The sequence below is a fragment of the Streptomyces hesseae genome, assembly GCF_031845785.1.
Classification (GTDB): domain Bacteria; phylum Actinomycetota; class Actinomycetes; order Streptomycetales; family Streptomycetaceae; genus Streptomyces; species Streptomyces hesseae.
Genome location: NZ_JAVRFI010000028.1, coordinates 58,549 through 84,227 on the forward strand (window position 1 = coordinate 58,549; position 25,679 = coordinate 84,227).

Below are 25,679 nucleotides of genomic sequence, written 5' to 3' on the forward strand. Positions count from 1 at the left end.
CGGGTACGACAGGGGCAACGGGTTATCCACAGGGCTGGGGATGGCCCGGGACCGCCCCGCGTGGCTCGCGTAGCATGACAAAGGAATCGTCCGGTACCCCCGCGGACTGGAACGGAAGGCATCCCGCCGCGTGAACGCACACCTCCCCTCCGAGCACACGAGCCCCCAGGACCGCCCCGCCAGGCTCACCGTCGGCGTGGTCGGCGCCGGCCGTGTCGGCCCCGCCCTGGCGGCGTCCCTCCAGCTCGCCGGGCACCGCCCCGTCGCCGTGTCGGGCGTCTCCGACGCCTCGCTGCGCCGCGCCGCGGCCATGCTGCCGGACGTGCCGGTCATGGCGCCCGCCGATGTGCTCGCCCACGCCGAGCTGGTCCTGCTGACCGTGCCCGACGACGCCCTGCCGGGCCTGGTCGCCGGGCTCGCCGAGACCGGCGCCGTCCGCCCCGGCCAGCTCCTCGTGCACACCTCCGGCCGGCACGGCACCGCCGTGCTCGACCCGGCGACCCGCGTCGGCGCCCTGCCGCTGGCCCTCCACCCCGCGATGACCTTCACGGGCACCCCGGTGGACGTCCAGCGCCTGGCCGGCTGCTCCTTCGGCGTCACCGCCCCCCAGGAGCTGCGGCTGGCCGCCGAGGCGCTGGTCATCGAGATGGGCGGCGAGCCCGAGTGGATCGAGGAGAGCGCCCGCCCGCTCTACCACGCGGCCCTCGCCATCGGCGCCAACCACCTCGTCACCCTCGTCGCCCAGAGCATGGACCTGCTGCGCACCGCCGGGGTCGAGCACCCCGCCCGGATGCTCGGCCCGCTCCTGGGCGCCGCCCTGGACAACGCCCTGCGCAGCGGCGACGCCGCCCTCACCGGCCCGGTCGCCCGCGGCGACGCCGGCACGGTCGCGGCCCACGTCGCCGAGCTGCGCGCCCACGCTCCCGGAGCCGTCGCCGGATATCTGGCGATGGCCCGCACCACCGCGGACCGCGCCCTCGCGCACGGCCTGCTCAAGCCCGAACTTGCGGAGGACCTGCTCGGTGTCCTCGCGGACGGAGGCAACCAGTGACCGCCCAGCTCATCCGCACCGCAGCGGAGCTGCACTCCCTCCCGCGCGGCGGCCGCCGCGCGGTCGTCATGACCATGGGCGCCCTGCACGACGGTCACGCCACCCTCGTCCGCGAGGCGCGCCGGCTGGCGGGCCCGGCGGGCCAGGTCGTCGTCACCGTCTTCGTCAACCCGCTCCAGTTCGGCGCCGGCGAGGACCTCGACCGCTACCCGCGCACCCTCGACGCCGACCTCGCGATCGCCGGGAAGGCCGGGGCCGACTTCGTCTTCGCCCCGTCCGCCGACGAGGTCTACCCCGGCGGCGAGCCCCAGGTCCGGGTCACCGCCGGCCCCATGGGCGAGCGCCTCGAAGGCGCCAGCCGCCCCGGCCACTTCGACGGCGTCCTCACCGTCGTCGGCAAGCTCCTCCACCTCACCCTGCCGGACGTCGCGCTGTTCGGGCAGAAGGACGCCCAGCAGCTCGCCCTGATCCGCCGCATGGTGCGCGACCTCAACTTCCCCGTGGAGATCGTGGGCGTGCCCACGGTCCGAGAGGGCGACAACCTCGCCCTCTCCAGCCGCAACCGCTACCTCTCCGACGCCGACCGGGCCACGGCCCTGGAGCTCTCCCGCGCCCTGCTCACCGCCGGCGCCTCGGCCGGCGAGGGCGCCGCCCCCGTCCGGCGCTCCGCCCGGGCGATCCTGGATGGCGCGGCGGGCCTGGAGCCCCCGCTCCGCCTCGACTACCTGGCGCTCGTCGACCCCTCCGACTTCACCGAGGTCCCCGACGACTACAGCGGCGAGGCCATCCTCGCCGTCGCCGCCAAGGTGGGCACCACCCGTCTGATCGACAACATCCCCCTCACCGTCGGAGCGGCGCGATGACCGGCATACGACTCCACGCCCCCCGCCCCGGCTGGTCCGTCGACGCCGACGTCGTGGTCGTCGGCTCCGGCGTGGCGGGCCTGACCGTCGCGCTGCGCTGCGCGGCGGCCGGCGCGAGCGTCACCGTCGTCAGCAAGGCACGCCTCGACGACGGCTCCACCCGCTGGGCCCAGGGCGGCATAGCGGCCGCCCTCGGCGACGGCGACACCCCGGAGCAGCACCTCGACGACACCCTCGTCGCCGGCGCGGGCCTCTGCTCCGAGGAGGCCGTACGGACCCTCGTCACCGAGGGCCCCGACGCCGTGCGCCGCCTCATCGCCACCGGCGCCCGCTTCGACACCGACGCCGGCACCGGCGAGATCCTGCTGACCCGCGAGGGCGGCCACCACCGCGACCGCATCGCCCACGCCGGCGGCGACGCCACCGGCGCCGAGATCTCCCGCGCCCTCGTCGACGCCGTGCGCACGGCGGGCATCAAGACCATCGAGCACGCCCTCGTCCTCGACCTCCTCAAGGACGCCGAGGGCCACGCGGCGGGCGTCTCCCTCCACGTCATGGGCGAGGGCCAGCACGACGGCGTCGGCGCCGTCCGCGCCCGGGCCGTCGTCCTGGCCACCGGCGGCATGGGCCAGGTCTTCTCCGCCACCACCAACCCCGCCGTCTCCACCGGCGACGGCGTCGCCCTCGCCCTGCGCGCCGGCGCCGAGGTCTCCGACCTGGAGTTCGTCCAGTTCCACCCGACCGTGCTGTGGCTCGGCCCCGACGCCGAGGGGCAGCAGCCGCTGGTCTCGGAGGCCGTCCGCGGCGAGGGCGCCCACCTGGTGGACGCCGACGGCGACCGCTTCATGCTCGGCGCGCACGAGCTGGCCGAGCTTGCCCCGCGCGACATCGTCGCCAAGGGCATCATGCGGCGCATGCGCGAGACGGGCGCCGAGCACATGTACCTGGACGCCCGCCACTTCGGCCCGGAGAAGTGGGAGCGCCGCTTCCCCACGATCCTGGCCGCCTGCCGGGCGCACGGCATCGACCCGGTCACGGACCTCGTCCCCGTCTCGCCCGCCGCGCACTACGCCTCCGGCGGCGTACGGACGGACCTGCGCGGCCGGACGACCGTGCCGGGCCTGTACGCGTGCGGCGAGGTCGCCTGCACCGGAGTGCACGGCGCGAACCGGCTCGCGTCCAACTCCCTCCTGGAGGGCCTGGTCTTCGCGGAACGCATCGCGGCGGACATCGCGGCATTCGGGGCAACGGGTGGGCGGGCGGGAGAAACCCCCACCACGACGGGAGAGCCGGAAACGCTCCTGATCGCCCCCGAGACGCGCACGCGGATCCAGCGCGTCATGACGGCGGGCGCAGGCGTCCTCCGCTCCGCCGAAAGCCTCGAACAGGCCGCAGCGGAGCTGGCCCGCATCCGTGAGGAAGCCGCCGACAAGTCCCCCGTCCCCGGCACCGAGGCCTGGGAGACGACCAACCTCCTCCTCGTCGCCCAGCTCCTGGTCGCCGCCGCCCTCCGCCGGGAGGAGACCCGTGGCTGCCACTGGCGCGAGGACTTCCCCGACCGCGACGACGACCGCTCCCGCCGCCACCTCCTGGTGACGCTGCGCCCGGACCGCACCCTCGCGGTCTCCACCACCGAGTCGGCCGCCTTCCCGCCCGTAGAGCCCGTATCCGCCTCCGCCCCCAAGGAGAACAGCGTGAGCACCACCGACGACGCCCCCCTGCACCAGATCGGCCGCTCCGGCCGGGAAGCCGCCGAGCCGGAGGCGACCGGCGGCTGCGGCGACGCCTGCGGCTGCTCCGGTGGGGAGTACGACGAGGACGCCTTCGAGTGCGGGCTCGACCCCGAGCTCGTACGGCTGCTGGTCGCGGCCGGGCTGGACCCGCTCCAGGTCGAGGACCTCGCGCACCTCGCCATCGAGGAGGACCTCGACGGCGGCAAGGACATCACGACCTTCGCGACCGTCCCCGAGGACGCCGTCGCCGCCGGTGACTTCACCGCCCGCGAGGCCGGCACGGTCGCCGGTCTGCGTGTCGCCGAGGCCATCCTCTCCGTGGCCTGCACCGACGAGTTCGAGGTCGAGCGGCACGTCGAGGACGGCGACCGGGTGGAGGCGGGCCAGAAGCTGCTGACCATCCGCACCCGCACCGCGGATCTGCTCACCGCCGAGCGCAGCATGCTCAACATCCTCTGCCACCTCTCCGGCATCGCCACCGCCACCCGCGCCTGGGCCGACGCCCTGGAGGGCACCGGCGCCGCCGTCCGCGACACCCGCAAGACCACCGTCGGGCTGCGCGCGCTGGAGAAGTACGCGGTCCGCTGCGGCGGCGGCGTCAACCACCGCATGTCGCTGTCCGACGCCGCGCTGGTGAAGGACAACCACGTGATCGCCGCCGGCGGTGTCGCCGAGGCGTTCCGGGCCGTGCGCCAGGAGTTCCCGGAGGTGAACATCGAGGTCGAGGTGGACCGGCTCGACCAGATCCCGCCGGTCCTCGACGAGGGCGTGGACCTCATCATGCTCGACAACTTCACCGTCGAGCTGACCCGCGAGGCCGTCGCGCTCGTCGCCGGCCGCGCCAAGCTGGAGTCCTCGGGCCGGCTGACCCTGGTCAACGCCCGCGCCTACGCCGAGACCGGCGTCGACTACCTGGCCGTCGGCGCGCTGACCCACTCCTCCCCGATCCTGGACATCGGCCTGGACCTCCACGAGGAGGCCTCCTGATGCTGCTCACCATCGATGTCGGCAACACCCAGACCGTCCTCGGCCTGTTCGACGGCGAGGACATCGTCGAGCACTGGCGCATCTCCACCGACCCGCGCCGCACCGCGGACGAACTGGCGGTGCTGCTCCAGGGCCTGATGGGCCGCCATCCGCTGCTGGGCGACGAGCTGGGCGACGGCATCGAGGGCATCTGCATCTGCTCGACCGTCCCCTCCGTGCTCCACGAGATGCGCGAGGTGACCCGCCGCTACTACGGCGACGTCCCCGCCATCCTGGTCGAGCCGGGCGTGAAGACGGGCGTGCCGATCCTCATGGACCAGCCCAAGGAGGTCGGCTCGGACCGCATCATCAACGCGGTCGCCGCCGTCGAGCTCTACGGCGGCCCGTGCGTCGTCGTCGACTTCGGCACGGCGACGACGTTCGACGCGGTGAGCGCGCGCGGGGAGTACGTCGGCGGCGTGATCGCCCCCGGCATCGAGATCTCCACGGAGGCCCTGGGCGTCCGCGGCGCCCAGCTCCGCAAGATCGAGATCGCCCGGCCGCGCAGCGTCATCGGCAAGAACACCGTCGAGGCCATGCAGTCCGGCATCCTCTACGGCTTCGCCGGCCAGGTCGACGGCGTCGTCGGCCGCATGGCCCGCGAGCTGGCCGAGGACCCCGACGACGTCACCGTCATCGCCACGGGCGGCCTGGCCCCCCTGGTCCTGGGCGAGGCGTCCGTCATCGACGAGCACGAGCCGTGGCTGACGCTCATCGGCCTGCGGCTGGTCTACGAGCGCAACATGATGCGGGGCTGAGAATCGGCCCGTCCGGCGTTCGAGGCCCGGGGGTCCAGGGGCGGAGCCCCCGGAAGAAACGGGGAAAGGGTGGGCGGACACGCGTGAAGCCGAAGCGAACAGCGCGTCGGATCGCGGCAGCGGCCGCCGCCCTCACCCTCGCCGCCCTGACGGGCGGCACCGCGACCGCCGCTCCCCGGCCGTCCCCGCCCGCCGACTACCAGGCCATCGCCCACCCGGTCGCGGGCCGCGTGGGCCAGACGGTCGACGTCGAGGTCGGCGTGCGCAACGGTGGCCCCGGCCCGGCCACCGCCGACCGCCGGGCCTACGAGGTCACCGCGCCCGAAGGGACCACCATCGCCCCCGACGGCGCCGCCGGCCACCGCTGCGCCCCGCACGACACGACCGCCCGCGGCTACCTCTGCGCCATCGGTGGCGACTTCGCCGCCGGCGACCGCGAGACGCTGCGCTTCCGGATCCGTATCGACAAGAAGGTGGAGGGCGCGGAGGGCTGGGTCCGGATCGTCGGCCCCGGCAACGCCCCCGACCCGGATCCGGCCAACGACAACGCACCGATCGTCGTCGAGATCACCGGCCACGCGTCCGGCCCCACGCCCCGCCACCGGCCCGTGGACGACGGCGAGGCCTCCACGACCCTGCTGCTCGCCACCACCTCCGGGACCGCTCTCTCCGCCGGTGCCATAGCCCTGGGCGCCGCCCGCCGCCGCGAGCACTGACCGCGCCCCGCTCTCCCCTCTCGTGCCACGCCCGAAATAACCAGCTAAGCGAATTTTGTCCACTTAGCACTTAAAGTCGGCCCATGCCCACGCCTTATGGATCCCGCGGCGGCATGGCGTTCAGCGCGGACGAGCTGCGCGTGCTGCGCCGTGCCCTCGACATCGCACTCCGCCCCGATTCCGTTCCCGCCCGCCCCGGCCCCGCACGGGACGCCGAGGTCCGGGACTGCCTCCGGCTCGCCGAAGCCATGACCGAGGCCGACCACGAGGCCGGCCGGCTCCGCGCCTTCCTGCTGGCAGAGCTCGCCCGCTACCGCGCCGCCCTGCCCGGTGCGGCACTCGGCTACGTGCGGCTGCTGCGGGACGCCCTCGCGGACGGCTATCTGCCCGGCTCCGAGGACCTCGCCGCCCTGCGCTCGCTGTGCGCGCTCCCGGTGGGCGGCGCCGAGGCCGTTCACCGCCGCGCCCTGCTGCGGCGCTGCGAGCACCTCGCCGAGCAGGCCGTACGGACCCGGCCCACGGTCCGGGCCACCCCCGCCGTTCCGGGCGTCCCCGGTGCCCGCCCCCAACCGGGGCGCGCCCACTCCTCGTGCGCCCTCCCGGTGCGTACGCGCCTGCTCGCGCTCCCGGGCGGCCGTACCCCGCACACCGCCGAGGACGACGCCCGGTCCGGGGCCACGCCCCCGGAGAAGCCCGCTCCCGCGCCCCCGGGCAAGCCCGCCCCCACGCCGCCGCCCGCCGCTCCTCAGCCGAAGCCGGCGCAGCCGGGCCGCCCCATCCCGACCCCCGGCGAGGTGTTCCCGCCCCGCCGTAAACCCACCCCACCGCCGGGAGCCGTGTCCGGCCTCCCGGCGGCCCGCCCGGCCTGACCCGGCCCGGCCCCCGGCATTCCGGCCGCCCGGCACCCGGGCGGCCCGAGGGGAAAGGCGAATGCGTAATCTAGACGAGTCGCGCAGTCGGCGCGAAACCCCGATCCAGAAGGAGCCGACGGCCATGGACTATGTCGCCGCGCTGGTCCCGCCCGTAGTGATGGCGATCGCCTTCACCGCGCTGGTCGTGACGATCGTCAAAAGTCAGGGTGGTGCGAACAAGGCGAAGGAAGACGCCATCGTCGACGCCGCACTGGCCCGGGTGGACGCCGCCCAGCAGTCCTCGAAGCCCGCCGGGGCCTGAGGACGCCGCGTACGCACCGACGTACAGAACGGGCACAGGGCGTACGTCCGGGGCCATTCCCCGGGGCGTACGCCCTTTTCGCCGCCCGGATTGCCGCGCTGAACCGCGCCGATAAACCGGCATTCGCGACATCTCCCACTATTATTCGCGTGTGGTTCGACGCCTGGGTGAACTGGAAGACGCCGTGATGACGCGCGTGTGGGAGTGGAACCGGCCGGTCACTGTCAGGGAAGTCCTGGAAGACCTTCAGCAGGAACGGTCCATCGCGTACACGACGGTGATGACCGTAATGGACAACCTGTATCAGAAGGGCTGGCTCCGCAGGGAAGCCGAAGGCCGCGCCTATCGATATGAGGCGGTCTCCAACCGGGCCGCCTACTCGGCCGCACTGATGAACGAAGCCTGGTCCCTCAGCGACAACCCCGCCGCCGCTCTCGTCGCCTTCTTCGGCATGATGTCGGCCGAACAACGGGAAGCGCTCCGCGACGCGATCCGGGTCGTGCAACTCGACGGGCCCGACGAGACCCCGGGAGCGCCGGGGCGATAGCGTCCGGTCATGTCCGCTCTAACTAAAGTCGTCACCGTCCGCAGGGCCCGCACCAGCGATGTGCCCGCCGTCCGCCGGCTCATCAACGCCTACGTGCGCGACCGCATCCTGCTCGACAAAGCAACGGTGACGCTTTACGAGGACATCCAGGAGTTCTGGGTCGCCGAGCGGGACGAGGACGGTACCGTCATCGGATGCGGTGCTCTCCACGTGATGTGGGAAGACCTCGCGGAGGTGCGCACTCTCGCGGTCGACCCAGATGTCCGGGGCGGCGGAGTGGGCCACCAGGTACTGGACAAGCTGCTCCAGACCGCGCGCTGGCTCGGGGTGCGGCGTATTTTCTGCCTCACCTTCGAAGTCGACTTCTTCGCGAAGCACGGCTTCGTCGAGATCGGGGAGACGCCGGTGGACGGTGATGTCTACAGCGAGCTGCTGCGTTCCTATGACGAGGGTGTTGCCGAGTTCCTGGGTCTCGAACGAGTGAAGCCGAACACCCTTGGCAACAGCCGGATGCTTCTGCATCTGTGATCGCGGTCCCTATGTCCGAATCGCGCCCCTATCGAGGACGCCCGGAAGCCATCGTTCCCACGGGGAAGGCCAGCTGAACCTTCCCGGAGGGTTTGTGTTTTTCCGGGAAAGGCGGTTTGCTATTCCTTCGTAATCCTTTTCCGCTGATGAAAGGAATCCCCCGTGGCGCAGAAGGTTCAGGTCCTTCTTGTCGACGACCTCGACGGCGGCGAGGCCGACGAGACCGTGACGTTCGCTCTCGACGGCAAGTCCTACGAGATCGACCTCACGACCGGTAACGCGGACAAGCTGCGTGAGGCGCTCGCGGACTACGTGAAGGCGGCCCGTCGCACCGGCGGTCGCGCTTCCGCGGCCCGTGGCAAGGGCCGTGTCGCCACCGCCGCCGGCAGCCCGGACACCGCGAAGATCCGCGCCTGGGCCAAGGAGAACGGCTACAACGTCAACGACCGCGGCCGTGTCCCGGCCGAGATCCGCGAGGCGTACGAGAAGGCCAACGCCTGATCGTCCGGTCCTTCTCCCGGTCCTCCCGGGCGATCCCCCGGCGGCTGATCCCTGCGCGCCCTCTCGGCGCGCAGCAGTCGGGCCCGATGGCACTCCGTGGCCGCCGCGCCCACCAGCCGCACGAGATCGGGGGCGCCACCGCTGCCGTTCACGCCGACCACCGGCAGCGTCGGCTCCACCTCGCACCCCGGCTCGGGAGGTCGCACCCAGACGGCCTCGGCGCCCTCCTGGGAGCCGTACGGGCCGCACCGACCGGCCCGGCCCGAGCGGCCGCGCCGGCCGCGCTCCCCGGCTCTGCCGGGATCCGAGCGGGCTCCGGTACCGACAGGAGCCGGAGCGACGATCCGGCCGCCCGTACCCAGGGCGGTCAGCTCCAGGGCCACCCCGCCCCACTCCAGCCAGCCGAGCAGCCCCGGCAGCTCGTCGGCGGTGCCCACGGCGGTCAGGAACCACATCGTCCGGCTACCGCGGTCCAGGGCGACCGGACCGGTCGAGGGAACCCGCCCGAGCACCGCGCGACCGGCGTCCGCCGGCATCCCCAGGGCGTCGAACCGGACCCCGGTGAGCAGCTCCACGGGCCGCCCGCCCGCGGTCGGCCCCGTCGGCCAGCCGAGCACGCACTCGTACCACTGGCGCCAGCGGCGCCGCGTGCCCGGATCCCGCGGACCCGGCGCTCCCGGCGGGGGCGATTCGTCCGAGGGGCGGCAGGGGCGCGGGAGGACTACCGTCATGAACGGTGCAACTGTGGAAGACCCCAGAGGTTACGCGCCGTGGGCAGTTGAACACTCCGCGTATAACACAAGCGGAGCGCATGGGCGCGCCGGGTGGTGCGGGGGTGTTCGCCCGTAGCGGATGCACGGGGGGTGCGCCGCATGGACTGTCAGTGCTTGCGGGTAAGACATTCCCCGAGGGGAGACGCGGTACGACGGGCCCCGGAGCGCGCCACCAGGGGTGGTGGCCGGACCGGGGGCGGGCGTGTCGGCCCAGGTGGGCGTTCGCCGTGGGCGTACTGATGGTGGGCGTATATGCCTGGCCTGCGGGAACATCGTCTCCCACCATCAGGTTGGAGCAGATGTCGGCTGTTCGGGGCAGGAGGCCAAGGACGGGTGTCGGCAGTTGGAATGAGCTGTCCCGCCCAGCGGGACTAGCATGCGGAAGGACAGGGAGGGGACCGACCCCTAACTGCCTGACCGCTCTGAGGAGCGATTAACGATGTTCGAGAGGTTCACCGACCGCGCGCGGCGGGTTGTCGTCCTGGCTCAGGAAGAAGCCCGGATGCTCAACCACAACTACATCGGCACCGAGCACATCCTCCTGGGCCTGATCCACGAGGGTGAGGGTGTCGCCGCTAAGGCCCTGGAGAGCCTCGGGATTTCGCTCGAGGCGGTCCGCCAGCAGGTGGAGGAGATCATCGGGCAGGGCCAGCAGGCTCCGTCCGGCCACATCCCCTTCACCCCCCGTGCCAAGAAGGTCCTGGAGCTGTCGCTCCGCGAGGCCCTCCAGCTCGGCCACAACTACATCGGCACGGAGCACATCCTGCTCGGCCTGATCCGTGAGGGCGAGGGCGTCGCCGCCCAGGTCCTGGTCAAGCTGGGCGCCGACCTGAACCGGGTGCGGCAGCAGGTCATCCAGCTGCTCTCCGGCTACCAGGGCAAGGAGGCCGCCACCGCCGGCGGCCCGGCCGAGGGCACCCCCTCGACCTCGCTCGTCCTGGACCAGTTCGGCCGTAATCTCACGCAGGCCGCTCGCGAGTCCAAGCTCGACCCGGTCATCGGGCGCGAGAAGGAGATCGAGCGGGTCATGCAGGTGCTGTCCCGCCGCACCAAGAACAACCCGGTCCTCATCGGCGAGCCCGGCGTCGGCAAGACCGCCGTCGTCGAGGGCCTGGCCCAGGCCATCGTCAAGGGCGAGGTGCCCGAGACCCTCAAGGACAAGCACCTCTACACCCTCGACCTCGGCGCCCTGGTCGCCGGCTCCCGCTACCGCGGTGACTTCGAGGAGCGCCTGAAGAAGGTCCTCAAGGAGATCCGCACCCGCGGCGACATCATCCTGTTCATCGACGAGCTCCACACCCTGGTCGGTGCGGGCGCCGCCGAGGGCGCGATCGACGCCGCCAGCATCCTCAAGCCGATGCTGGCCCGTGGCGAGCTCCAGACCATCGGTGCCACCACGCTCGACGAGTACCGCAAGCACCTGGAGAAGGACGCCGCCCTCGAGCGCCGCTTCCAGCCCATCCAGGTCGCCGAGCCGTCGCTGCCGCACACCATCGAGATCCTCAAGGGTCTGCGCGACCGCTACGAGGCCCACCACCGCGTCTCCATCACCGATGAGGCACTGGTCCAGGCCGCCACCCTGGCCGACCGCTACATCTCGGACCGCTTCCTGCCGGACAAGGCCATCGACCTGATCGACGAGGCCGGCTCCCGGATGCGCATCCGCCGGATGACCGCGCCGCCGGACCTCCGCGAGTTCGACGAGAAGATCGCCGACGTGCGCCGCGAGAAGGAGTCCGCGATCGACTCGCAGGACTTCGAGAAGGCCGCTTCCCTCCGCGACAAGGAGAAGCAGCTGCTGGCCGCCAAGGCCAAGCGGGAGAAGGAGTGGAAGGCCGGCGACATGGACGTCGTCGCCGAGGTCGACGGCGAGCTGATCGCCGAGGTCCTCGCCACCGCCACCGGCATCCCGGTCTTCAAGCTGACGGAGGAGGAGTCCTCCCGTCTGCTCCGCATGGAGGACGAGCTCCACAAGCGCGTCATCGGCCAGAAGGACGCCATCAAGGCGCTCTCCCAGGCCATCCGGCGCACCCGCGCGGGCCTCAAGGACCCGAAGCGCCCCGGCGGATCGTTCATCTTCGCCGGCCCCTCCGGTGTCGGTAAGACCGAGCTGTCCAAGACGCTCGCCGAATTCCTCTTCGGCGACGAGGACGCGCTGATCTCCCTCGACATGTCGGAGTTCAGCGAGAAGCACACCGTCTCGCGTCTCTTCGGCTCCCCGCCCGGATACGTGGGCTACGAAGAGGGCGGCCAGCTCACCGAGAAGGTGCGCCGCAAGCCGTTCTCCGTCGTCCTCTTCGACGAGGTCGAGAAGGCCCACCCGGACATCTTCAACTCGCTGCTCCAGATCCTGGAGGACGGTCGCCTGACCGACTCCCAGGGCCGAGTGGTCGACTTCAAGAACACCGTCATCATCATGACGACGAACCTCGGCACCCGGGACATCTCCAAGGGCTTCAACCTGGGCTTCGCCGCCCAGGGCGACGTCAAGACCGGCTACGAGCGGATGAAGGCCAAGGTCAACGAGGAGCTCAAGCAGCACTTCCGGCCCGAGTTCCTCAACCGTGTCGACGACACGGTGGTCTTCCACCAGCTGTCCGAGGAAGACATCATCCAGATCGTCGACCTCATGATCGCCAAGGTGGACGAGCGGCTGAAGGACCGCGACATGGGCATCGAGCTCAGCGCGGACGCCAAGCTGCTCCTGGCCAAGAAGGGCTACGACCCGATCCTGGGCGCCCGCCCGCTGCGCCGGACCATCCAGCGCGAGATCGAGGACATCCTCTCCGAGAAGATCCTCTTCGGCGAGCTCCGCCCCGGCCACATCGTGGTCGTCGGCATCGAGGGCGAGGGTGAGGAGAAGAAGTTCACCTTCCGCGGCGAGGAGAAGTCGGCCCTGCCCGACACCCCGCCGGTCGAGTCCGCCGCCGGTGGCGCGGGCCCGAACCTGTCGAAGGACGCGTAAGCGCGCGTAGCGCGCTGATCGGCCCCGGACCGTCGGAAGACGGCCCGGGGCCGACCCGTTTTCGGATATCGCGGGCACGGAACCATGGCCCGGGGATCACCGGCTGATTAGGCTGGCATCCCATGGTCATCACCGCACTGTGGTCATTCGCCCTGGTCGTAGGGCTCCTCACCATCACCCCGGGCCTCGACACCGCCCTCATCCTGCGCACCGCCGCGCGCGGCGAACAGCGCCGGGCCTGGGGCGTCGTCCTCGGCATCCAGACCGGCGCCTTGTGCTGGGGCGCCCTCACCTCGGCCGGCGTGACGGCCCTCCTGGCGGCCTCCCGCCTCGCCTACGAGACGCTGCGCTGGGCCGGGGCGGCATACCTGCTGTGGATGGGCGCGCGGATGTTGTGGGAGGCGCGGAGCCGTTCCACGGCGGCGGTGGCGGACGACGGGCCCGAGCCCGCCGCCCCGGGCGGCTTCCCCGCCGGCTGGCGGCAGGGGCTGGTCACCAACCTGCTCAACCCGAAGATGGGCGTCTTCTACGTCGCCGTCCTGCCGCAGTTCATTCCGGCGTCTGCGCCGCATTTCCTGATGGGGCTGGCGCTGGCGTCGGTGCATGTGGCGCTGGGCGTGCTGTGGGCGGTGGTGCTGGTGAGCTTCGCCCGCGTGCTGCGGGACTGGCTGCGGAAGCCGACGGCCCGGCGGGCCATGGACCGGGTCACGGGGACGGCGATCGTGGGGTTCGGGGTGAAGCTGGCGGTGGGGGAGTAGGGGTCAGGCGCGGTGGCCGCTCCTGATGGTGAGACGGTCGCCGAGGCGCTCGGCGCCGATCACTTTCAGCTGCTGCTGTTCACTCGTCCACACCTCCAGCGCGACGCGAGATGCGAGCTGATCGGAGACGTCCAGTTCCATGAGGCCCGGGACGGCCGGCCTGAGGTGGAGCTCGTCGATTTCGGGAAACGCCCGGAACAGTCCGGCAGCCACCTTGAGCTTCTCGGTGAGTGTCAGGCCGAGTGAGCGCACCTGGCGGAGCGGCTTCACTTTCACGAGGTCCTCGGCCGCCTTGATGCGGAGTTCGAGGGTATGCAGCCGGTTCAGCCCCGCCAGCTTGTCGAGCTCCGCCGGGGACGACAGATCCGCCTCGATGTGAAGGGACCGCAGGTTCGCCAGAGCCGAGATGCCGTCGAGCCGCACAGGATCCCTTTGATGGGAGAGACTGAGGGTGGAAATCTCCGGAGACAGTGGCGGAATTCTTCCGCCACTGTCGGACGGCAGGCCGAACAGTCGCAAGGACGCGAGGACCGGTAACTCGGCGAGAACGTTCAGGGTGGCGAATGAAAGATATTCTGCCTCCAGCGTCAGATTCTGAATCCCCGAATCGGCCAGGGCTGCCATATCGCGCAGCCCGTAACAGCCGGTAATCCGCATGTTGCGAATCTCCGGATGATCGCGGATGAAATCCAGATTCGATGCGACTGGGTTTTCGGTGAGGCTCAGACCTGTCAGAGGCCGGCCGGAAAGGGACCGGTCGATGCTGTCCGACCTATGGCCGCCCACGATGTCCAGGGAGCCGATGGGGCCGAGAGCCGGGAGCTGGGCGAGTTGTTCCGGCGAGGAGACGACGAGCCGGATGTCGTCCAGTCGCATGTCCGTAAGGACGTGTTCGACGAAGGCGCGGGCCTCGAAGCGTCCCCATGCGTCCGCCACCCGGCCCCGGATCCGCGCCGATGTGTGCTGTCCATAGCGTTTGAGGAGTGGCAGCGCGGCGTCCCCGAGCGAACTGAGTACTTTCACGACGTGCTGCGCCGGCTCGGCGGCCAGTCTTTCGGGCCCCGGCAGCACCGGCAGGATCTCCGGACCGAAAGCGGAAAGGAGTTCCACCTCTCGCTCCGTGGTCGGGGGGCCAAGTGCCCCGAGCCCGTCCCAGACCGCCTTGTGTAGTTCGTCGTCCAGATACGCCGCACTGATCGCGCACTCCACCGCCAGCGTGCGCAGCGCCCACCGGGCCCACCGCCCGTCGGTCACGTCAGCGGTCTCGATCAGCCCCACGATGACCCGCCGTACCTCTCCCCGTCCGCAGTGCCCGATGACCAGCCGGATGACGTCCTGCCATTGCTCTTCCTCCGCATGCCCCAGCAGTTCGTCAAGCGAATCGCTGTCCTGGAACTCCTTCGCCGCCAGGTAGTCCTGGAAGGTGCGGTGGATGAACTGGAGGGAATCCGCGGTGCGTTCCTGAAGCAGTCCGCTGCGGTTGAGGAGATGCGTCAGGACCTGCTTCGCCGAGCCCTGCTCACGGACCCGGCGCAGGCCCTTCATGGCTTGTTCGAGCTGGCGTACCGCCTGCTCTCTCGAGAGCTCGGCGCGGCCGTTGCGCACCAGCCAGACCGCGATGCGCTGGAGCAGCTGTCGGCTGTCCTCGATCGTGAGGTCGATGCCCTCCGGGCTGCCGACGCGGCGGTGGGCGTCGCGGTTGCCCAGCAGCATGGCGAGCGCGGCCTCGTAGAGGTGCCAGCGGGTGCGGGGGAGGAGCCCCTGCCGCCGCCGGTGGAGGGCGCAGATCACCGCGCACAGCAGCGGCGTACGGGCCAGGTCGCGCAGCCCGGCGTTGCGCTGGAACTCCTGGGCGAGATCGCGTTCCAGGGCGGTGAGACGGGCGCGTTCGTGCTCGGCGCGCAGTTCGTCGGCGTAGCCGTCGCACTCCAGGCGGGCGGCCTTGTGCCAGGCGGCCACGAAGGACTGGATGTCGCCGTCGCTCATGGGCAGGAGCTGGAGCTCCTCGAAGCCTTCGGGCTCCAGCCAGGCGTTGTCGACCGCGCGCGGCCGCACGGTCACCAGGCAGCGGGTGTCCGGGTACATCCGCAGCAGGTCGGAGAGCCATCTGCGGGCGGGGCCGCGCTCGGCCTTCGGGAGCTCGTCCAGCCCGTCGACGAGCAGCAGGGCCCGCCCCGCTTCCAGGACGCGGCCGGCCCAGCCGCTCGGGGCCTCGTCCACCTGGAGCCGGGCGATGGTGGGGAGCTGGGCGGGGGTGGGGGTGGTGATGCCCCGGGCGGTGAGGCTGCGCATGGGGATCACGAAAGGGATCAGGCCGTTGAGGGCGGCCAACTCCTCCGGCAGCGTCCGGCAGGCGGTGTGCGAGGCCAGCCACCACACGAGCGTGGTCTTCCCGGCCCCGGCCTCGCCCCGCAGGACGGCACGCGGCCGTGAGCCCAGCAATTCCTCGATCCGGTGGGGCTCGGGACGGAGGCTTGCGCTGTCGGGGCGGTCAACGGTCCCCGGAGCCAGCGCTTCCAGGCTCAGATAGGCGGTGTCCAGGTCCCAGCTGTTCTCATTGCTGCCCAGGTCGTCGAGGCCGAAGATCTCCATACGGCTGTAGCGGGCCTTGATCGCCTTGGCGTACAGGTCCTCGTAGGGGAAGTCCGCAGGGTGCTCCGGGTGGAGCGCTTCCAGTACGGGCCGCAGGCCGTGCGCCAGGTCGGAGGTGGAGAAGCCCGGGCTCAGGAGGATCTTCTCGATGGGTATGGCGTCGATGGCGGAATGCTGCCAGCCCGGGCGGTCCTCGATGACCATGCCCAGGAGGACGGGGCCCGAGAAGACGGGCCCTCCCGACAGGCCCGCCCATGGTGAGCCGTCGCGGAGGGGACGCGGCGGGTGGTGCCGGCTGTGCAGTACGTAGCGCTCGCGCAGCCAGCCCGACGTGGGCATCAGGGTGCACAGGACCTGCACGGCCTCCAACTGGTCCGCCGCGAACCGCTGGACCTGCGGGAAACCGAACACCTGGCAGTTGTGGACGGCCCCGGCGCGGGTGAGGGTGCCGAAGCGCAGCGGCGGTAGGACGCCGTCGGCCACGAGATCGCGCTCGGCCACCAGCAGGACGGCGTCGCAGTCCCCAGGAGCCCCGGTCCAGACGCGTGTGCAGCGCGCCGTCTCGCGCTCGCCGGGGACCGCGACCATCGCGGACGACTCGCCCCCGAGCACATGGGTCGCCGTCAGCACCAGCCGTTGTGTCAGCAGCACCCCGCTGCCCTGCCGCGGTCCCAGGACCGCCACCATGCGGGCTTCGGCGAGCCTCACTGCTCGTCCGTGAGCCCGAACCCCGAAAGCCCCGCCGGCCGGTCGTTGCCGACCTTCCAGCCCTCGCCCGTGCGGCGGTCCTTCGGGGTCAGCTTGAAGGCGACCTTGTGGGTCCGCGTCGAGCCCCGCGACGCGTCCGTGCCCGCGTCGACGACCCAGGCCTTCACGCCGCCCCGGCCCTTCACGTCCCGTCGCAGCTCGACCGTGAACTCCATGGCGATCTCGCCCACGTCGAACGTCAGGTCCTCCCCGGCCCCGGCCGCCGCCGCACTGGTCAGGCCGTCGCGTATGGCCCGGACCGCGTCCGACAGCTCGATGTCGTCAAAACTCATCGCGATGCCCCCCGTGTGCGTGCGCTGACCCGGAGCGTACCGGCACCGCCGGGACTTTGGTCCCGGAATCCGTAGGGTCGTAAGTCCCGGCCCGGTGACAAGACCCACAGGCCGTTTCGTCGCCACTAAGCCGGATAGTGGAAACCCTCGCGGGGGAAACGCCCGATTCGGCCCCGAAGAGGCCCGCCCGCAACGACCAAGATCATGTCTCTATTACGGCTCGCCCTAGTAGTGGCGCGCTTTGTCAGCACCACCGGACACCGGTTACCAAGGAATGGTGATCCCGGTCCGACGGCCCGGGACCTGTTCTTTTTCCGGAGGTTTTCCCGTATGCCGAAGCCGAAGCGCACCGCTTTCCGTAACTCGAGCAAGACCGCTTTCCGCGTCCGCGCCGCCGCTCTCGCGGCGGCCGGGCTCGGGGCGTCGGTCGCGCTCGGTTCCGGGGTCGCGCTCGCGGCAGGTGCCTCCGCCTCGGTCGGCGTCCTTCCCGCCTTCGAGTCCGCCACGTCGCTGAGCGGCGCGCTGCACGCGCAGGCCGAGACGCAGCTGAAGGTGGCCGAGACGGAGAAGCAGGAGGCCGCCGAGCGCGCCGACGAGGCCCGGAAGCGGGCCGAGGACGCCCGTAAGGAGGCCGAGGCCTCGCGCAGCCGCGCCAACGCCTGGGTGCACCCCGTCGACGGCTATCAGGTCGGCCAGCCGTTCGGTAAGGCCGGCAGCATGTGGGCCAGCACGCACAGCGGCCAGGACCTGGTCGTGGACTCCGGTACGTCCGTGAAGGCCGTCCACGCCGGTACGGTCGTCAAGGCCGGCCCCAACGGTGGCGGCGACGGTCCCGCGTACGGCAACGCCGTCGTGATCAAGCACGCGGACGGCCAGTACTCGCAGTACGCCCACATGTCCTCGGTGAAGGTTTCCGTGGGCCAGCGGGTCATGACCGGCCAGGACATCGGCCTGTCCGGCTCCACCGGCAACTCCAGCGGCCCCCACCTGCACTTCGAGATCCGTACGACCCCGGACTACGGCTCCGCCGTCGACCCGGTCGCCTTCATGGGCGCCCGCGGCGGCGCGCTCTGACCGACTCCTGAAGACCTGGCCGACTCCTGAAGACGAGTCCGTCAGACGCTGATCACCGGGAAGCTGCTCGTGCTCGTCGGTGACGACTCCGGCAGCCACAGCACCGCGATCGCACCGCTGCCGCCCTCGATCACCGGGTCCGCGTTGCGGAAGGTCAGCCGGGCGCCGAGGACCCTGGCCTGGCCGGCCGCGATCGTCAGGCCCAGGCCGTGGCCCTTGCCCGCGCGGTCCTCGCTGCCCGTGCGGAAGCGGCTCGGGCCCTCCCGCAGCAGCTCCTCCGGGAAGCCGGGGCCGTGGTCGCGCACGCGCAGCACCCGGCCCTCCACCGTGACCTCGACCGGGCCCTTGCCGTGTTTGGCGGCGTTGGCCAGCAGATTGCCCAGGATGCGCTCCAGGCGGCGCGGATCGGTGGAGACGTACGCCGTCCGCAGGACGCTCACCTCGGCCTCCGGGGCCGCCGCCCGCACCCGGCGCTGGACGAACTCGCCCAGCTCGATGTCCTGCATCTCCGCCCGCTCGGCGAAGCCGTCCAGCCGGGCGACCTCCAGGACGTCCTCGACCAGCGTGCGCATGGCCTGCGCCCGGTCCCGTACGAGCTCGGTGGGCCGGCCCGGCGGCAGCAGCTCCGCGGCGGTGAGCAGCCCCGTGACCGGGGTGCGCAGCTCATGGGCGATGTCGGCGGTGACGCGGCGCTCGGCCTCCAGCCGGTCGCGGAGCGCCTCGGCCATGCCGTCGACGGCCCGGGCGAGGTCGTCGGTCTCGTCGCGCACCCGGCCGCCGATGGCGTCGCGGACGCGGATGTCCGACTCCCCGTCCGCGAGCTTGCGGGCGGCCGTGGCGGCCTTGCGCAGCCGCCGGGAGAGCTGGCCGCCGACGAGGATGCCCAGCGCCGTGCCGCCGAGGACGACGGAGACGGAGCCGATGATCAGGGCCCGGTCGAGGTCGTTGAGGATGTCGTAGCGGTCCTTGAACCGGGTGTGGATCGAGAGGATCTTGCCGTCGCGCAGCGGGGTGGAGGCCCACACCTCGGGTGCTCCGGTGCCGTTGTCCTGGAGGTAGGTGGCGCGCAGCCCGAGCTCGGCGGCCTCGCGCAGCTGCTTGGGCAGCGCCGGGTCGTTGACCTGGGCGCGCAGCATCCGTTTGCCGCCGGTGGACTCGTAGTAGCGCTGCGCGATCTGGACCCGGTCGTCCATCTGGTCGCGGCTGCTGTTGAGCATGGAGACACGGGCCGCGTTGTGGACGACGAGACTGAGCGCGACGGCGACGAGCGCGCCGACGCAGGCGATGGCCAGACTGACCTTCCAGCGCAGGCCACTGCGGAGAGCGAGCTTCACCACGACTTCACCCTGACACGACCGGGCTCTCCGACACGAACGAGCCGGCCGGGACGACCGTCGGGACAGTCACCGGGACGACCGCCGGGACGATCATCGGGGCCTCAGCCCCGGAGCTTGTAGCCGAAGCCACGGACCGTCTCGATGCGGTCCTGGCCGATCTTGCCGCGCAGCCGCTGCACATGGACGTCCACGACCCGGGTGTCGCCGCCCCAGCCGTAGTCCCACACGCGCTCCAGCAGCCGGTCGCGGGAGAGGACCGTGCCGGGCGAGGCGGAGAACTCCAGCAGCAGCCGCATCTCCGTGGGGGTCAGGGCGACGGGCGTGCCCGCCTTGCGGACCTCCATGCCCTCCGTGTCGACCTCCAGGTCGCCGAAGCGCAGCACCCCGCCCTCGATGCCCTGGGGCTCCTCGGCCGCGCCGTTGCCCCCGGCGGCGCCGCTGGCGTGCCCGAAGCGGCGCAGCACGGCCCGGATGCGGGCGACGAGCACGGCGCCGTCGAAGGGCTTGGTCACATAGTCGTCGGCGCCGGCCTCCAGGCCCAGCACGACGTCGATGGAGTCGGCACGCGCCGAAAGCATGATCACGGGGACGGTGGACTCGTCACGGATCCGGCGGCACAGGCTGACCCCGTCCAGGCCCGGAACCATCACATCGAGCAGGGCGATGTCCGGCTGCTTGGCCCGGAAGCTCTCCAGCCCCAGCAGTCCGTCCGGCACCGCCGTCACCATGAAGCCGTCGCGCTCCAGAGCCAGCTGCGTCGCCTCGCGGATGACGTCGTCGTCCTCGACGAAAAGCACATGCGTATCGGCCACGCCGCTCTCAGCCCTCCGATCCTTCACTCGGCACCTTGCCGGTGTTGCCGACCTTGTTGTAGTCGGTGTGGGTACGGCCGGTCTCATGGAACGTGCCGTCCGACCAGTGGTACGTCAGGACGTCGACCCCCGAGGGGCAGCAGACCGCGTCACCCGGAGCGTAGACCTGCTTGGTGATCGTGAGATCCCGGCGGTCGATGTCCGCGTACACGGGCGACTGCTCGACCGTGAACACATTCTCGTACGAGTCCCCCTTGGGACGGTACACATACGAGCCGATACCGAGGGAATCCCCGCACGTCAGCACGTTCACCACGACATCGGTACGGTCGCTTCCGGTCAGCTGGCCGTAGGTGACGTCGACCGGGTACTGGTCCTTGACGCAGGGCTTGAGGTTCTTCTTGATCTGATCGCTGACCTTGGGATCGGCCTTGATCAGCTTGATCGCGTCGACCTTCTGGGCCGGGGTCGCGGTCGACGACGCGGGCGTACGCGTGGCCGCCTTCGCGGCGGGCTGGTTCTGCGCCGGCCCCTCCTTGCGCACCCCGTCGCTGCTCGTCCCGCAGCCGGCAAGCAGAAGACCGGCGGCAGCGGCCATCGCAGTGACCGCTCCACCGGTGATCATGGCCGGCCCGAAGCCGGCCGCGCGCTTCAGGCGGCGCACCGTTCCTGCCCCCGATCGACGCGCTCGAGGGCGTGGAAGTCCAGGTCCCGGCTCTCCAGTTCCTGACGAAGCCGGGCCAGCGCGCGGTGCAGCGTGCTCTTGACCGTCCCGGTCGACATACCGAGCGCCTCCGCGGTCTCCTCGGTACTCATCTGCTCCCAGTGTCGCAAAACGACGACGCTGCGCTGCTTGGGCGCGAGGACCCCGAGGATGTCCATCAGCAGCGCGCGGTCGGCGTGCTGCTCGGTGCCGTCCTCGACGCTGGCGTCGGGGAGCTGCTCGGTGGGCACCTCGTCGAGCTTGCGGGCGCGCCACCACTCCGTACGAGTGTTGATCATGACGCGACGGAGGTAGGCGTCGGCCAGCGACTTGTCCGCTATCCCGTCCCAGCGGCCGTAGGTGCGCACGAGCGCGGTCTGGAGCAGGTCCTGCGCGTCGATGGGGTCCGGGACGAGACGCCGGGCACTGCGCAGGAGGGCGTCCTGACGGTTGCGCACGTACTCCTCGAAGTCCAGCACCTTGCCGCTGCTGCCCGCCATAACCGCAGCCTCCAATCCACTCGCGTTCCCCGCGCCACGCTGGTGGTCCTCCAGCACGGGTAGGACGCTACGGAGGAGCTGTTGCGGCGCGATGTGCGAGAGCCCGTCGGCTGGTGCACAGCTATCCATAGGTTGTGTAACAGCCGGAGGAATAGATCAAAGAAAGACCGGCTCTGTCCGTTTCGGAAGCAAGGCGGGGGCGGCTCACGACGATGGCTTTGTGACCGCTGTATGACGGCTGTGCGTACGACTGTGCGTACGGCTGTGCGCGCAGCCGTGCCGTACGCGTGGCCGTTACGTCAGCGGCAGCCGGTAGCGCCCGTCCGTCAGCGGCTCGACGAGGCCGTCGGCCACGAGCCCGTCCAGCGCCCGCGCCCGCTGCACCGGCTCGTGCCACACCGCGTCCAGCGCGGCCTGCGGCACCGGCGCGATCGCCTCGCGCAGCACCGCCAGCAGCTTGCCGCGCACCTGCCGGTCCGTGCCCGCGTACGTCTGGCCCCGGCGCGGCGGCCCGTCGTGCGCGGGCGACCCGGCGGCCAGCCACGCGCACTCGGCGGCGATCGGGCAACTGTTACAGGAGGGCGTACGGGCCGTGCAGACCAGCGCGCCCAGCTCCATCGTGGCCGCGGCCCAGCGGGCGGCCACCGGCTCCTGCTCGGGCAGCAGGGCGCGGGCGAGCCGGCGCTCGGCGGCGGTCGTGGCGTTCGGCGGGTACTGGGTGCCGGTCACCGCCCGCGCGAAGACCCGGCGGACGTTGGTGTCGAGGACCGCGTGGCGCTGCCCGTAGGCGAAGGACGCCACGGCGGCCGCCGTGTACTCGCCGACACCCGGCAGTGCCAGCAGCTTGGCGTGATCGCTCGGCACCTCGCCGCCGTGCCGCTCGGTGATCGCCGAGGCGGCGGCGTGCAGCCGCAGCGCCCGGCGCGGATAGCCCAGCCGTCCCCAGGCGCGCACCGCCTCGCCGGGCGGCTCGGCCGCCAGATCGGCCGGGCGCGGCCAGCGGGCCAGCCACTGCTCGTACACCGGCAGTACCCGGCTCACGGGGGTCTGCTGGAGCATGAACTCGCTGACCATCACCCCCCACGGCCCGGCCTCCGGGCGGCGCCAGGGCAGATCACGGGCGTGCACGGAGAACCAGTCGATCACCGGGGCGTGCAACAGGGTGGACGTCTGAGGCGTGGTGGCAGGCATCGCAGTCATGTCACTTCCGATCCTGGCACGCCCGGGCGGAGCGGCGAAACGGCTGGGGCCCGCGTCGGCCACGTGCGCCCCCGGCCGCCCCGATCGGGTGAGCGCCACCACCGCCGACCGGCCCCGCCCGCGACTTCCTAGGCTGATCCCATGACCGACCCGACAGACCGTCCGCACACGCCGCTCACGCCGCCCGTCGAGATCCCCGTCAAGATCCCCGTAGAGATCAGGGACGCTCTCGACGCGCACACGACCCTGACCCTGGCCTATGTGGACGAGGACGGTCCGCAGGCGTGCGCCGTGCTCTACGCGGTACATGCGACCAGTGGTGAGTTCGGTGAGCCCGTTCCGTCGCTTCTCTTCGTCACCTCCGGCACCACCCGTCACGGCCGCGCCCTGCTCGCCGGCGACGGCCGTGTCGCCTTCACCGCACAGCGCGACGGACAGGACTGGACCTCGCTCACCGGCATCCAGGGCCGTGGAGCCTGCCGCCTCCTGGAAGGCGCCGACCGCGAGGCCGCCTGGCACGCGTACAGCGCGCGCTTCCCGTACGTGGAGCGGACCGACCGGCTGCGGCAGGCGATGGAGCGCACCGGTCTGTGGGAGCTGCGCCCGGACTGGCTGCGGCTGGTCGACAACGGCCGGGGGTTCGGGCACAAGACCGAGTGGGAACAGACCATCTGACGAGCCTTCCGGCGAGCCGTACGAATGCTCGCGGACCGTGCCGATGACCGGGCGGACCGTCACCACAGCCCCGGTCGCGGGCAGATGATGGGAAAAGCAGGCACTCCTACGGCGGGTACTGGCTGGTCCCCCGGCCGATCTCTCGTAGAGTTTTCGCGTGGGATCTCTGCGCAATCCGATCGGGCCGCTTCCTTCCTCCATCTACTGGCGGCGGAGGGGAGTTGCGCTTGGCATGCTCGGACTTCTGGTGCTGGTCGTCATCTGGTTCCTTGCCATGGGGGGTGACGGCGGCGGCTCCGAGGGCGACCAGAGCGAGGGAGCCAAGAACGGCCAGGCGCCGTCGGCGGACGCCACGATCACTCCCGGCCCGACGCCATCGGGGCCGCACATCGGTCAACGACCGGGCGGACGCGGCGATTCGGGCGGCGGTGGATCCACCGGCGGTGGTGGCGGCTCCGGTGACCGTGCCGGGAGCGGCGGCGGCTCCGGGGCGGCCGGTGGCGCGGGCGGGGCGAACGGCGCGGCCGGTGCGGCCGGCGGCTTCGGCGGTGGCCCCGGGCTGGCGGTGACCGGCGACAGCAAGCCGGTGGCGGCCGGGTCGAGCCTGCCCGACTGCACACCGGGTTCGGTGCGGCTGAGCGTGCGCAGCGTCAAGGACTCCTACCGACCGGACGAGAAGCCCAAGTTCGAACTCGTCGTGAAGAACTCCGGCGGCAGCGCCTGCAAGGTGAACTTCGGGGCGACCGCCGCCACGTTCGTCATCACCGACGACAAGGGCGAGGAGCACGTCTGGAACTCCGGCGACTGCCCCCGGGGCACGGGAGCGGTGCTCTTCGAGGTGCCGGGCTCCGGCGAGACCAAGCGCACCGTGGAGTGGGACCGCAGGCGCAGCGCCCCGCAGTGCGCCACGCCCTCCGGCTCCTCGGCCGCGGCGGCGGGGACCTACCGGGTCGAGGTGAAGATCGCCGGAGTCACCGACCGCACGGAGTTCGCCCTGGAGAAGGCCTGAGCGGACGGATGCGCCCCGTAAGGGGCGCGGGGAACTGCGCGACCGGCCACAGCGGACCCGCAGCCGCGTAACCGCTCAACCAGCGGAGCTAGACGTACCGCTCCAGAATCGACGACTCCGCCAGCCGCGAGAGCCCCTCGCGCACCGACCGGGCCCGGGCCTCACCGACGCCGTCGACCGTTTGCAGGTCGTCCACGCTGGCAGCGAGAAGCTTCTGGAGCCCGCCGAAGTGGTCCACGAGCCGCTCGATGATGGCGCCCGGCAGCCGGGGCACCTTCGCCAGCAGCCGGTAGCCGCGCGGCGAGACGGCGGAGTCCAGCGTCTCGGGGGAGCCGCTGTAGCCCAGGGCGCGGGCGACGATGGGCAGTTCGAGGAGCTCGGCGTGGGAGAGGGCGTCCAGCTCGGAGAGGGCCTCGGGGACCGTACGGGTGCGCTTGGCGGTCGGCTCGGGGACGTAGTCCCGCACGACCAGCTCCCGTTCGGGCTCGACGCCCGCGATCAGCTCGTCGAGCTGGAGGGAGAGCAGTCGGCCGTCGGTGCCGAGCTCGACCACGTACTCCGCGATCTCCGTGGCGATGCGGCGGACCATCTCCAGCCGCTGGGAGACGGCGGTGACGTCCCGGACGGTGACCAGGTCCTCGATCTCCAGGGCGGACAGGGTGCCCGCCACCTCGTCCAGGCGGAGCTTGTAGCGCTCCAGGGTGGCCAGTGCCTGGTTGGCGCGGGAGAGGATCGTGTTGGACTCCTCCAGGACGCGGCGCTCCCCGCCCACGTACAGGGCGATCAGCCGCATCGACTGGCTGACGGAGACCACGGGGAAGCCCGACTGGATGGAGACGCGCTGCGCGGTGCGGTGGCGGGTGCCGGTCTCCTCGGTGGGGATCGACGCGTCGGGGTAGAGCTGGACGCCCGCCCGGACGATCTTGCTGACGTCCTTGTCGATGATCAGCGCGCCGTCCAGCTTGCACAGCTCGCGCAGGCGGGTGGCCGTGAACTCCACGTCGAGGACGAATCCGCCGGTGCACATCGCCTCGACGGTCTTGTCCATGCCGAGGACGATGAGCCCGCCGGTGTTGCCGCGGAGAACGCGCTCCAGGCCGTCTCGCAGGGCCGTGCCGGGCGCGACGGCGCTCAGCGTGCGCATCAGCCCGTCGACCCCGGAGCCACCGGAGGCGCCTCCGGACTTGCCGGGGCCCGATGCCCGGTCGTTGGCTGCCACTGCACTCCTCCGGTCGCAAGGTCAACGGTGCCGCGTGGCCGCCCTGCTGTCGCGTACGCGCCGTCGTGCACGCCGTGCGCGTCGCGCGCTGTGGTGTGCGGCGGAGCGTACGTGCGGGCGGGACCA

24 protein-coding genes and 1 pseudogene are annotated in these 25,679 nt (G+C 71.6%); 16 read left to right on the plus strand and 9 right to left on the minus strand.

Annotated features, from left to right (window positions below):
- The first annotated feature begins 130 nt into the window (after positions 1-130).
- From RM609_RS29800 to RM609_RS29850, 11 genes and pseudogenes are all read left to right on the plus strand, one after another.
- The gene (locus tag RM609_RS29800; RefSeq protein WP_311614941.1) at positions 131-1,051 is read left to right on the plus strand and encodes a Rossmann-like and DUF2520 domain-containing protein; all 921 of its coding nucleotides are present in this window, start codon (positions 131-133) and stop codon (positions 1,049-1,051) included.
- The gene (gene panC, locus RM609_RS29805) at positions 1,048-1,914 is read left to right on the plus strand and encodes a pantoate--beta-alanine ligase (protein ID WP_311614943.1); all 867 of its coding nucleotides are present in this window, start codon (positions 1,048-1,050) and stop codon (positions 1,912-1,914) included. Before RM609_RS29800 ends, panC begins: the two co-directional genes overlap by 4 nt.
- A pseudogene (locus RM609_RS29810) lies at positions 1,911-3,584 on the plus strand (L-aspartate oxidase); the annotation flags it as partial. The gene panC and the pseudogene RM609_RS29810, both read left to right, overlap by 4 nt.
- A gap of 24 nt (positions 3,585-3,608) precedes the next feature.
- The gene (gene nadC, locus RM609_RS29815) at positions 3,609-4,634 is read left to right on the plus strand and encodes a carboxylating nicotinate-nucleotide diphosphorylase (RefSeq protein WP_311614999.1); all 1,026 of its coding nucleotides are present in this window, start codon (positions 3,609-3,611) and stop codon (positions 4,632-4,634) included.
- Positions 4,634-5,431 carry a type III pantothenate kinase gene (locus RM609_RS29820; RefSeq protein ID WP_311614945.1) on the plus strand — a complete coding sequence of 266 codons (798 nt, stop codon included), beginning with the start codon at positions 4,634-4,636 and terminating at the stop codon, positions 5,429-5,431. Before nadC ends, RM609_RS29820 begins: the two co-directional genes overlap by 1 nt.
- Positions 5,432-5,514: 83 nt before the next feature.
- Positions 5,515-6,147 carry a hypothetical protein gene (locus tag RM609_RS29825; RefSeq protein WP_311614947.1) on the plus strand — a complete coding sequence of 211 codons (633 nt, stop codon included), beginning with the start codon at positions 5,515-5,517 and terminating at the stop codon, positions 6,145-6,147.
- 83 nt (positions 6,148-6,230) lie between these two features.
- Positions 6,231-7,016: a hypothetical protein gene (locus tag RM609_RS29830; protein WP_311614948.1), complete on the plus strand. Its 786-nt coding sequence runs from the start codon at positions 6,231-6,233 to the stop codon at positions 7,014-7,016.
- A gap of 124 nt (positions 7,017-7,140) precedes the next feature.
- Complete coding sequence (locus tag RM609_RS29835; protein WP_311614950.1) at positions 7,141-7,320, plus strand: hypothetical protein; 180 nt, start codon at positions 7,141-7,143, stop codon at positions 7,318-7,320.
- A 151-nt stretch (positions 7,321-7,471) separates the two neighbouring features.
- Positions 7,472-7,867: a BlaI/MecI/CopY family transcriptional regulator gene (locus RM609_RS29840; protein ID WP_126915359.1), complete on the plus strand. Its 396-nt coding sequence runs from the start codon at positions 7,472-7,474 to the stop codon at positions 7,865-7,867.
- Positions 7,868-7,876: 9 nt separating this feature from the next.
- Positions 7,877-8,395, plus strand: coding sequence for an amino-acid N-acetyltransferase (locus RM609_RS29845; protein WP_071962335.1), 519 nt, complete (start codon positions 7,877-7,879; stop codon positions 8,393-8,395).
- A gap of 162 nt (positions 8,396-8,557) precedes the next feature.
- On the plus strand, positions 8,558-8,896 hold the full coding sequence (locus RM609_RS29850; protein WP_311614954.1) for a histone-like nucleoid-structuring protein Lsr2: 339 nt from the start codon (positions 8,558-8,560) through the stop codon (positions 8,894-8,896).
- Here the strand turns inward: RM609_RS29850 and RM609_RS29855 are convergent.
- Entirely contained in the window at positions 8,827-9,627 is an 801-nt protein-coding gene (locus RM609_RS29855) for an SCO3374 family protein (RefSeq protein WP_311614956.1), read from the minus strand. The two genes, RM609_RS29850 and RM609_RS29855, sit on opposite strands and share 70 nt — an antisense overlap.
- 481 nt (positions 9,628-10,108) lie before the next feature.
- Here RM609_RS29855 and RM609_RS29860 point away from each other — a divergent pair, with 481 nt between their 5' ends.
- Positions 10,109-12,634 carry an ATP-dependent Clp protease ATP-binding subunit gene (locus tag RM609_RS29860; RefSeq protein WP_229357660.1) on the plus strand — a complete coding sequence of 842 codons (2,526 nt, stop codon included), beginning with the start codon at positions 10,109-10,111 and terminating at the stop codon, positions 12,632-12,634.
- A gap of 122 nt (positions 12,635-12,756) precedes the next feature.
- Entirely contained in the window at positions 12,757-13,392 is a 636-nt protein-coding gene (locus RM609_RS29865) for a LysE family translocator (protein ID WP_311614959.1), read from the plus strand.
- Positions 13,393-13,395: 3 nt separating this feature from the next.
- On the opposite strand, the gene RM609_RS29870 is transcribed toward RM609_RS29865, so the two are convergent.
- Both RM609_RS29870 and RM609_RS29875 read right to left on the minus strand, forming a co-directional pair.
- Entirely contained in the window at positions 13,396-16,692 is a 3,297-nt protein-coding gene (locus RM609_RS29870; RefSeq protein ID WP_311614961.1) for an NACHT domain-containing protein, read from the minus strand.
- Complete coding sequence (locus RM609_RS29875; RefSeq protein WP_311614963.1) at positions 16,689-17,024, minus strand: trypco2 family protein; 336 nt, start codon at positions 17,022-17,024, stop codon at positions 16,689-16,691. Before RM609_RS29875 ends, RM609_RS29870 begins: the two co-directional genes overlap by 4 nt.
- 330 nt (positions 17,025-17,354) lie before the next feature.
- On the opposite strand from RM609_RS29875, the gene RM609_RS29880 reads away from it, so the two are divergent.
- Positions 17,355-18,098: a M23 family metallopeptidase gene (locus tag RM609_RS29880; RefSeq protein WP_311614964.1), complete on the plus strand. Its 744-nt coding sequence runs from the start codon at positions 17,355-17,357 to the stop codon at positions 18,096-18,098.
- A 41-nt stretch (positions 18,099-18,139) separates the two neighbouring features.
- On the opposite strand, the gene cseC is transcribed toward RM609_RS29880, so the two are convergent.
- The 5 genes from cseC to RM609_RS29905 all read right to left on the minus strand — a co-directional run bounded on the left by cseC (position 18,140) and on the right by RM609_RS29905 (position 22,650).
- Complete coding sequence (gene cseC / locus RM609_RS29885) at positions 18,140-19,435, minus strand: two-component system sensor histidine kinase CseC (protein ID WP_311614966.1); 1,296 nt, start codon at positions 19,433-19,435, stop codon at positions 18,140-18,142.
- A 101-nt stretch (positions 19,436-19,536) separates the two neighbouring features.
- Positions 19,537-20,247 (minus strand): two-component system response regulator CseB, encoded by a 711-nt coding sequence (cseB, locus tag RM609_RS29890; protein ID WP_311614968.1) that lies wholly within the window; start codon positions 20,245-20,247, stop codon positions 19,537-19,539.
- Between the two features lie 7 nt (positions 20,248-20,254).
- Positions 20,255-20,911 carry a hypothetical protein gene (locus RM609_RS29895; protein WP_311614969.1) on the minus strand — a complete coding sequence of 219 codons (657 nt, stop codon included), beginning with the start codon at positions 20,909-20,911 and terminating at the stop codon, positions 20,255-20,257.
- Positions 20,899-21,450 (minus strand): SigE family RNA polymerase sigma factor, encoded by a 552-nt coding sequence (locus tag RM609_RS29900; RefSeq protein WP_126915368.1) that lies wholly within the window; start codon positions 21,448-21,450, stop codon positions 20,899-20,901. Before RM609_RS29900 ends, RM609_RS29895 begins: the two co-directional genes overlap by 13 nt.
- Before the next feature lie 294 nt (positions 21,451-21,744).
- Positions 21,745-22,650: an HhH-GPD family protein gene (locus RM609_RS29905; protein WP_311614971.1), complete on the minus strand. Its 906-nt coding sequence runs from the start codon at positions 22,648-22,650 to the stop codon at positions 21,745-21,747.
- Between the two features lie 141 nt (positions 22,651-22,791).
- On the opposite strand from RM609_RS29905, the gene RM609_RS29910 reads away from it, so the two are divergent.
- Entirely contained in the window at positions 22,792-23,325 is a 534-nt protein-coding gene (locus RM609_RS29910) for a pyridoxamine 5'-phosphate oxidase (protein ID WP_311614973.1), read from the plus strand.
- Positions 23,326-23,557: 232 nt separating this feature from the next.
- Positions 23,558-24,334 carry a hypothetical protein gene (locus tag RM609_RS29915; protein WP_311614975.1) on the plus strand — a complete coding sequence of 259 codons (777 nt, stop codon included), beginning with the start codon at positions 23,558-23,560 and terminating at the stop codon, positions 24,332-24,334.
- Between the two features lie 88 nt (positions 24,335-24,422).
- On the opposite strand, the gene disA is transcribed toward RM609_RS29915, so the two are convergent.
- Positions 24,423-25,553 carry a DNA integrity scanning diadenylate cyclase DisA gene (disA, locus tag RM609_RS29920; protein WP_311614977.1) on the minus strand — a complete coding sequence of 377 codons (1,131 nt, stop codon included), beginning with the start codon at positions 25,551-25,553 and terminating at the stop codon, positions 24,423-24,425.
- Between the last annotated feature and the right edge of the window lie 126 nt (positions 25,554-25,679).

Excerpts from the sequence above, each read along its gene's own strand:
- RM609_RS29855 (WP_311614956.1), bottom strand. The coding sequence starts at position 9,627 with ATGACGGTAGTCCTCCCGCGCCCCTGCCGCCCCTCGGACGAATCGCCC.
- RM609_RS29830 (WP_311614948.1), top strand. The coding sequence starts at position 6,231 with ATGCCCACGCCTTATGGATCCCGCGGCGGCATGGCGTTCAGCGCGGAC.
- RM609_RS29900 (WP_126915368.1), bottom strand. The coding sequence starts at position 21,450 with ATGGCGGGCAGCAGCGGCAAGGTGCTGGACTTCGAGGAGTACGTGCGC.
- RM609_RS29915 (WP_311614975.1), top strand. The coding sequence starts at position 23,558 with ATGCTCGGACTTCTGGTGCTGGTCGTCATCTGGTTCCTTGCCATGGGG.
- RM609_RS29875 (WP_311614963.1), bottom strand. The coding sequence starts at position 17,024 with ATGAGTTTTGACGACATCGAGCTGTCGGACGCGGTCCGGGCCATACGC.
- RM609_RS29905 (WP_311614971.1), bottom strand. The coding sequence starts at position 22,650 with ATGACTGCGATGCCTGCCACCACGCCTCAGACGTCCACCCTGTTGCAC.
- RM609_RS29860 (WP_229357660.1), top strand. The coding sequence starts at position 10,109 with ATGTTCGAGAGGTTCACCGACCGCGCGCGGCGGGTTGTCGTCCTGGCT.
- RM609_RS29845 (WP_071962335.1), top strand. The coding sequence starts at position 7,877 with ATGTCCGCTCTAACTAAAGTCGTCACCGTCCGCAGGGCCCGCACCAGC.
- RM609_RS29820 (WP_311614945.1), top strand. The coding sequence starts at position 4,634 with ATGCTGCTCACCATCGATGTCGGCAACACCCAGACCGTCCTCGGCCTG.
- RM609_RS29865 (WP_311614959.1), top strand. The coding sequence starts at position 12,757 with ATGGTCATCACCGCACTGTGGTCATTCGCCCTGGTCGTAGGGCTCCTC.
- RM609_RS29910 (WP_311614973.1), top strand. The coding sequence starts at position 22,792 with ATGACCGACCCGACAGACCGTCCGCACACGCCGCTCACGCCGCCCGTC.
- RM609_RS29835 (WP_311614950.1), top strand. The coding sequence starts at position 7,141 with ATGGACTATGTCGCCGCGCTGGTCCCGCCCGTAGTGATGGCGATCGCC.
- RM609_RS29880 (WP_311614964.1), top strand. The coding sequence starts at position 17,355 with ATGCCGAAGCCGAAGCGCACCGCTTTCCGTAACTCGAGCAAGACCGCT.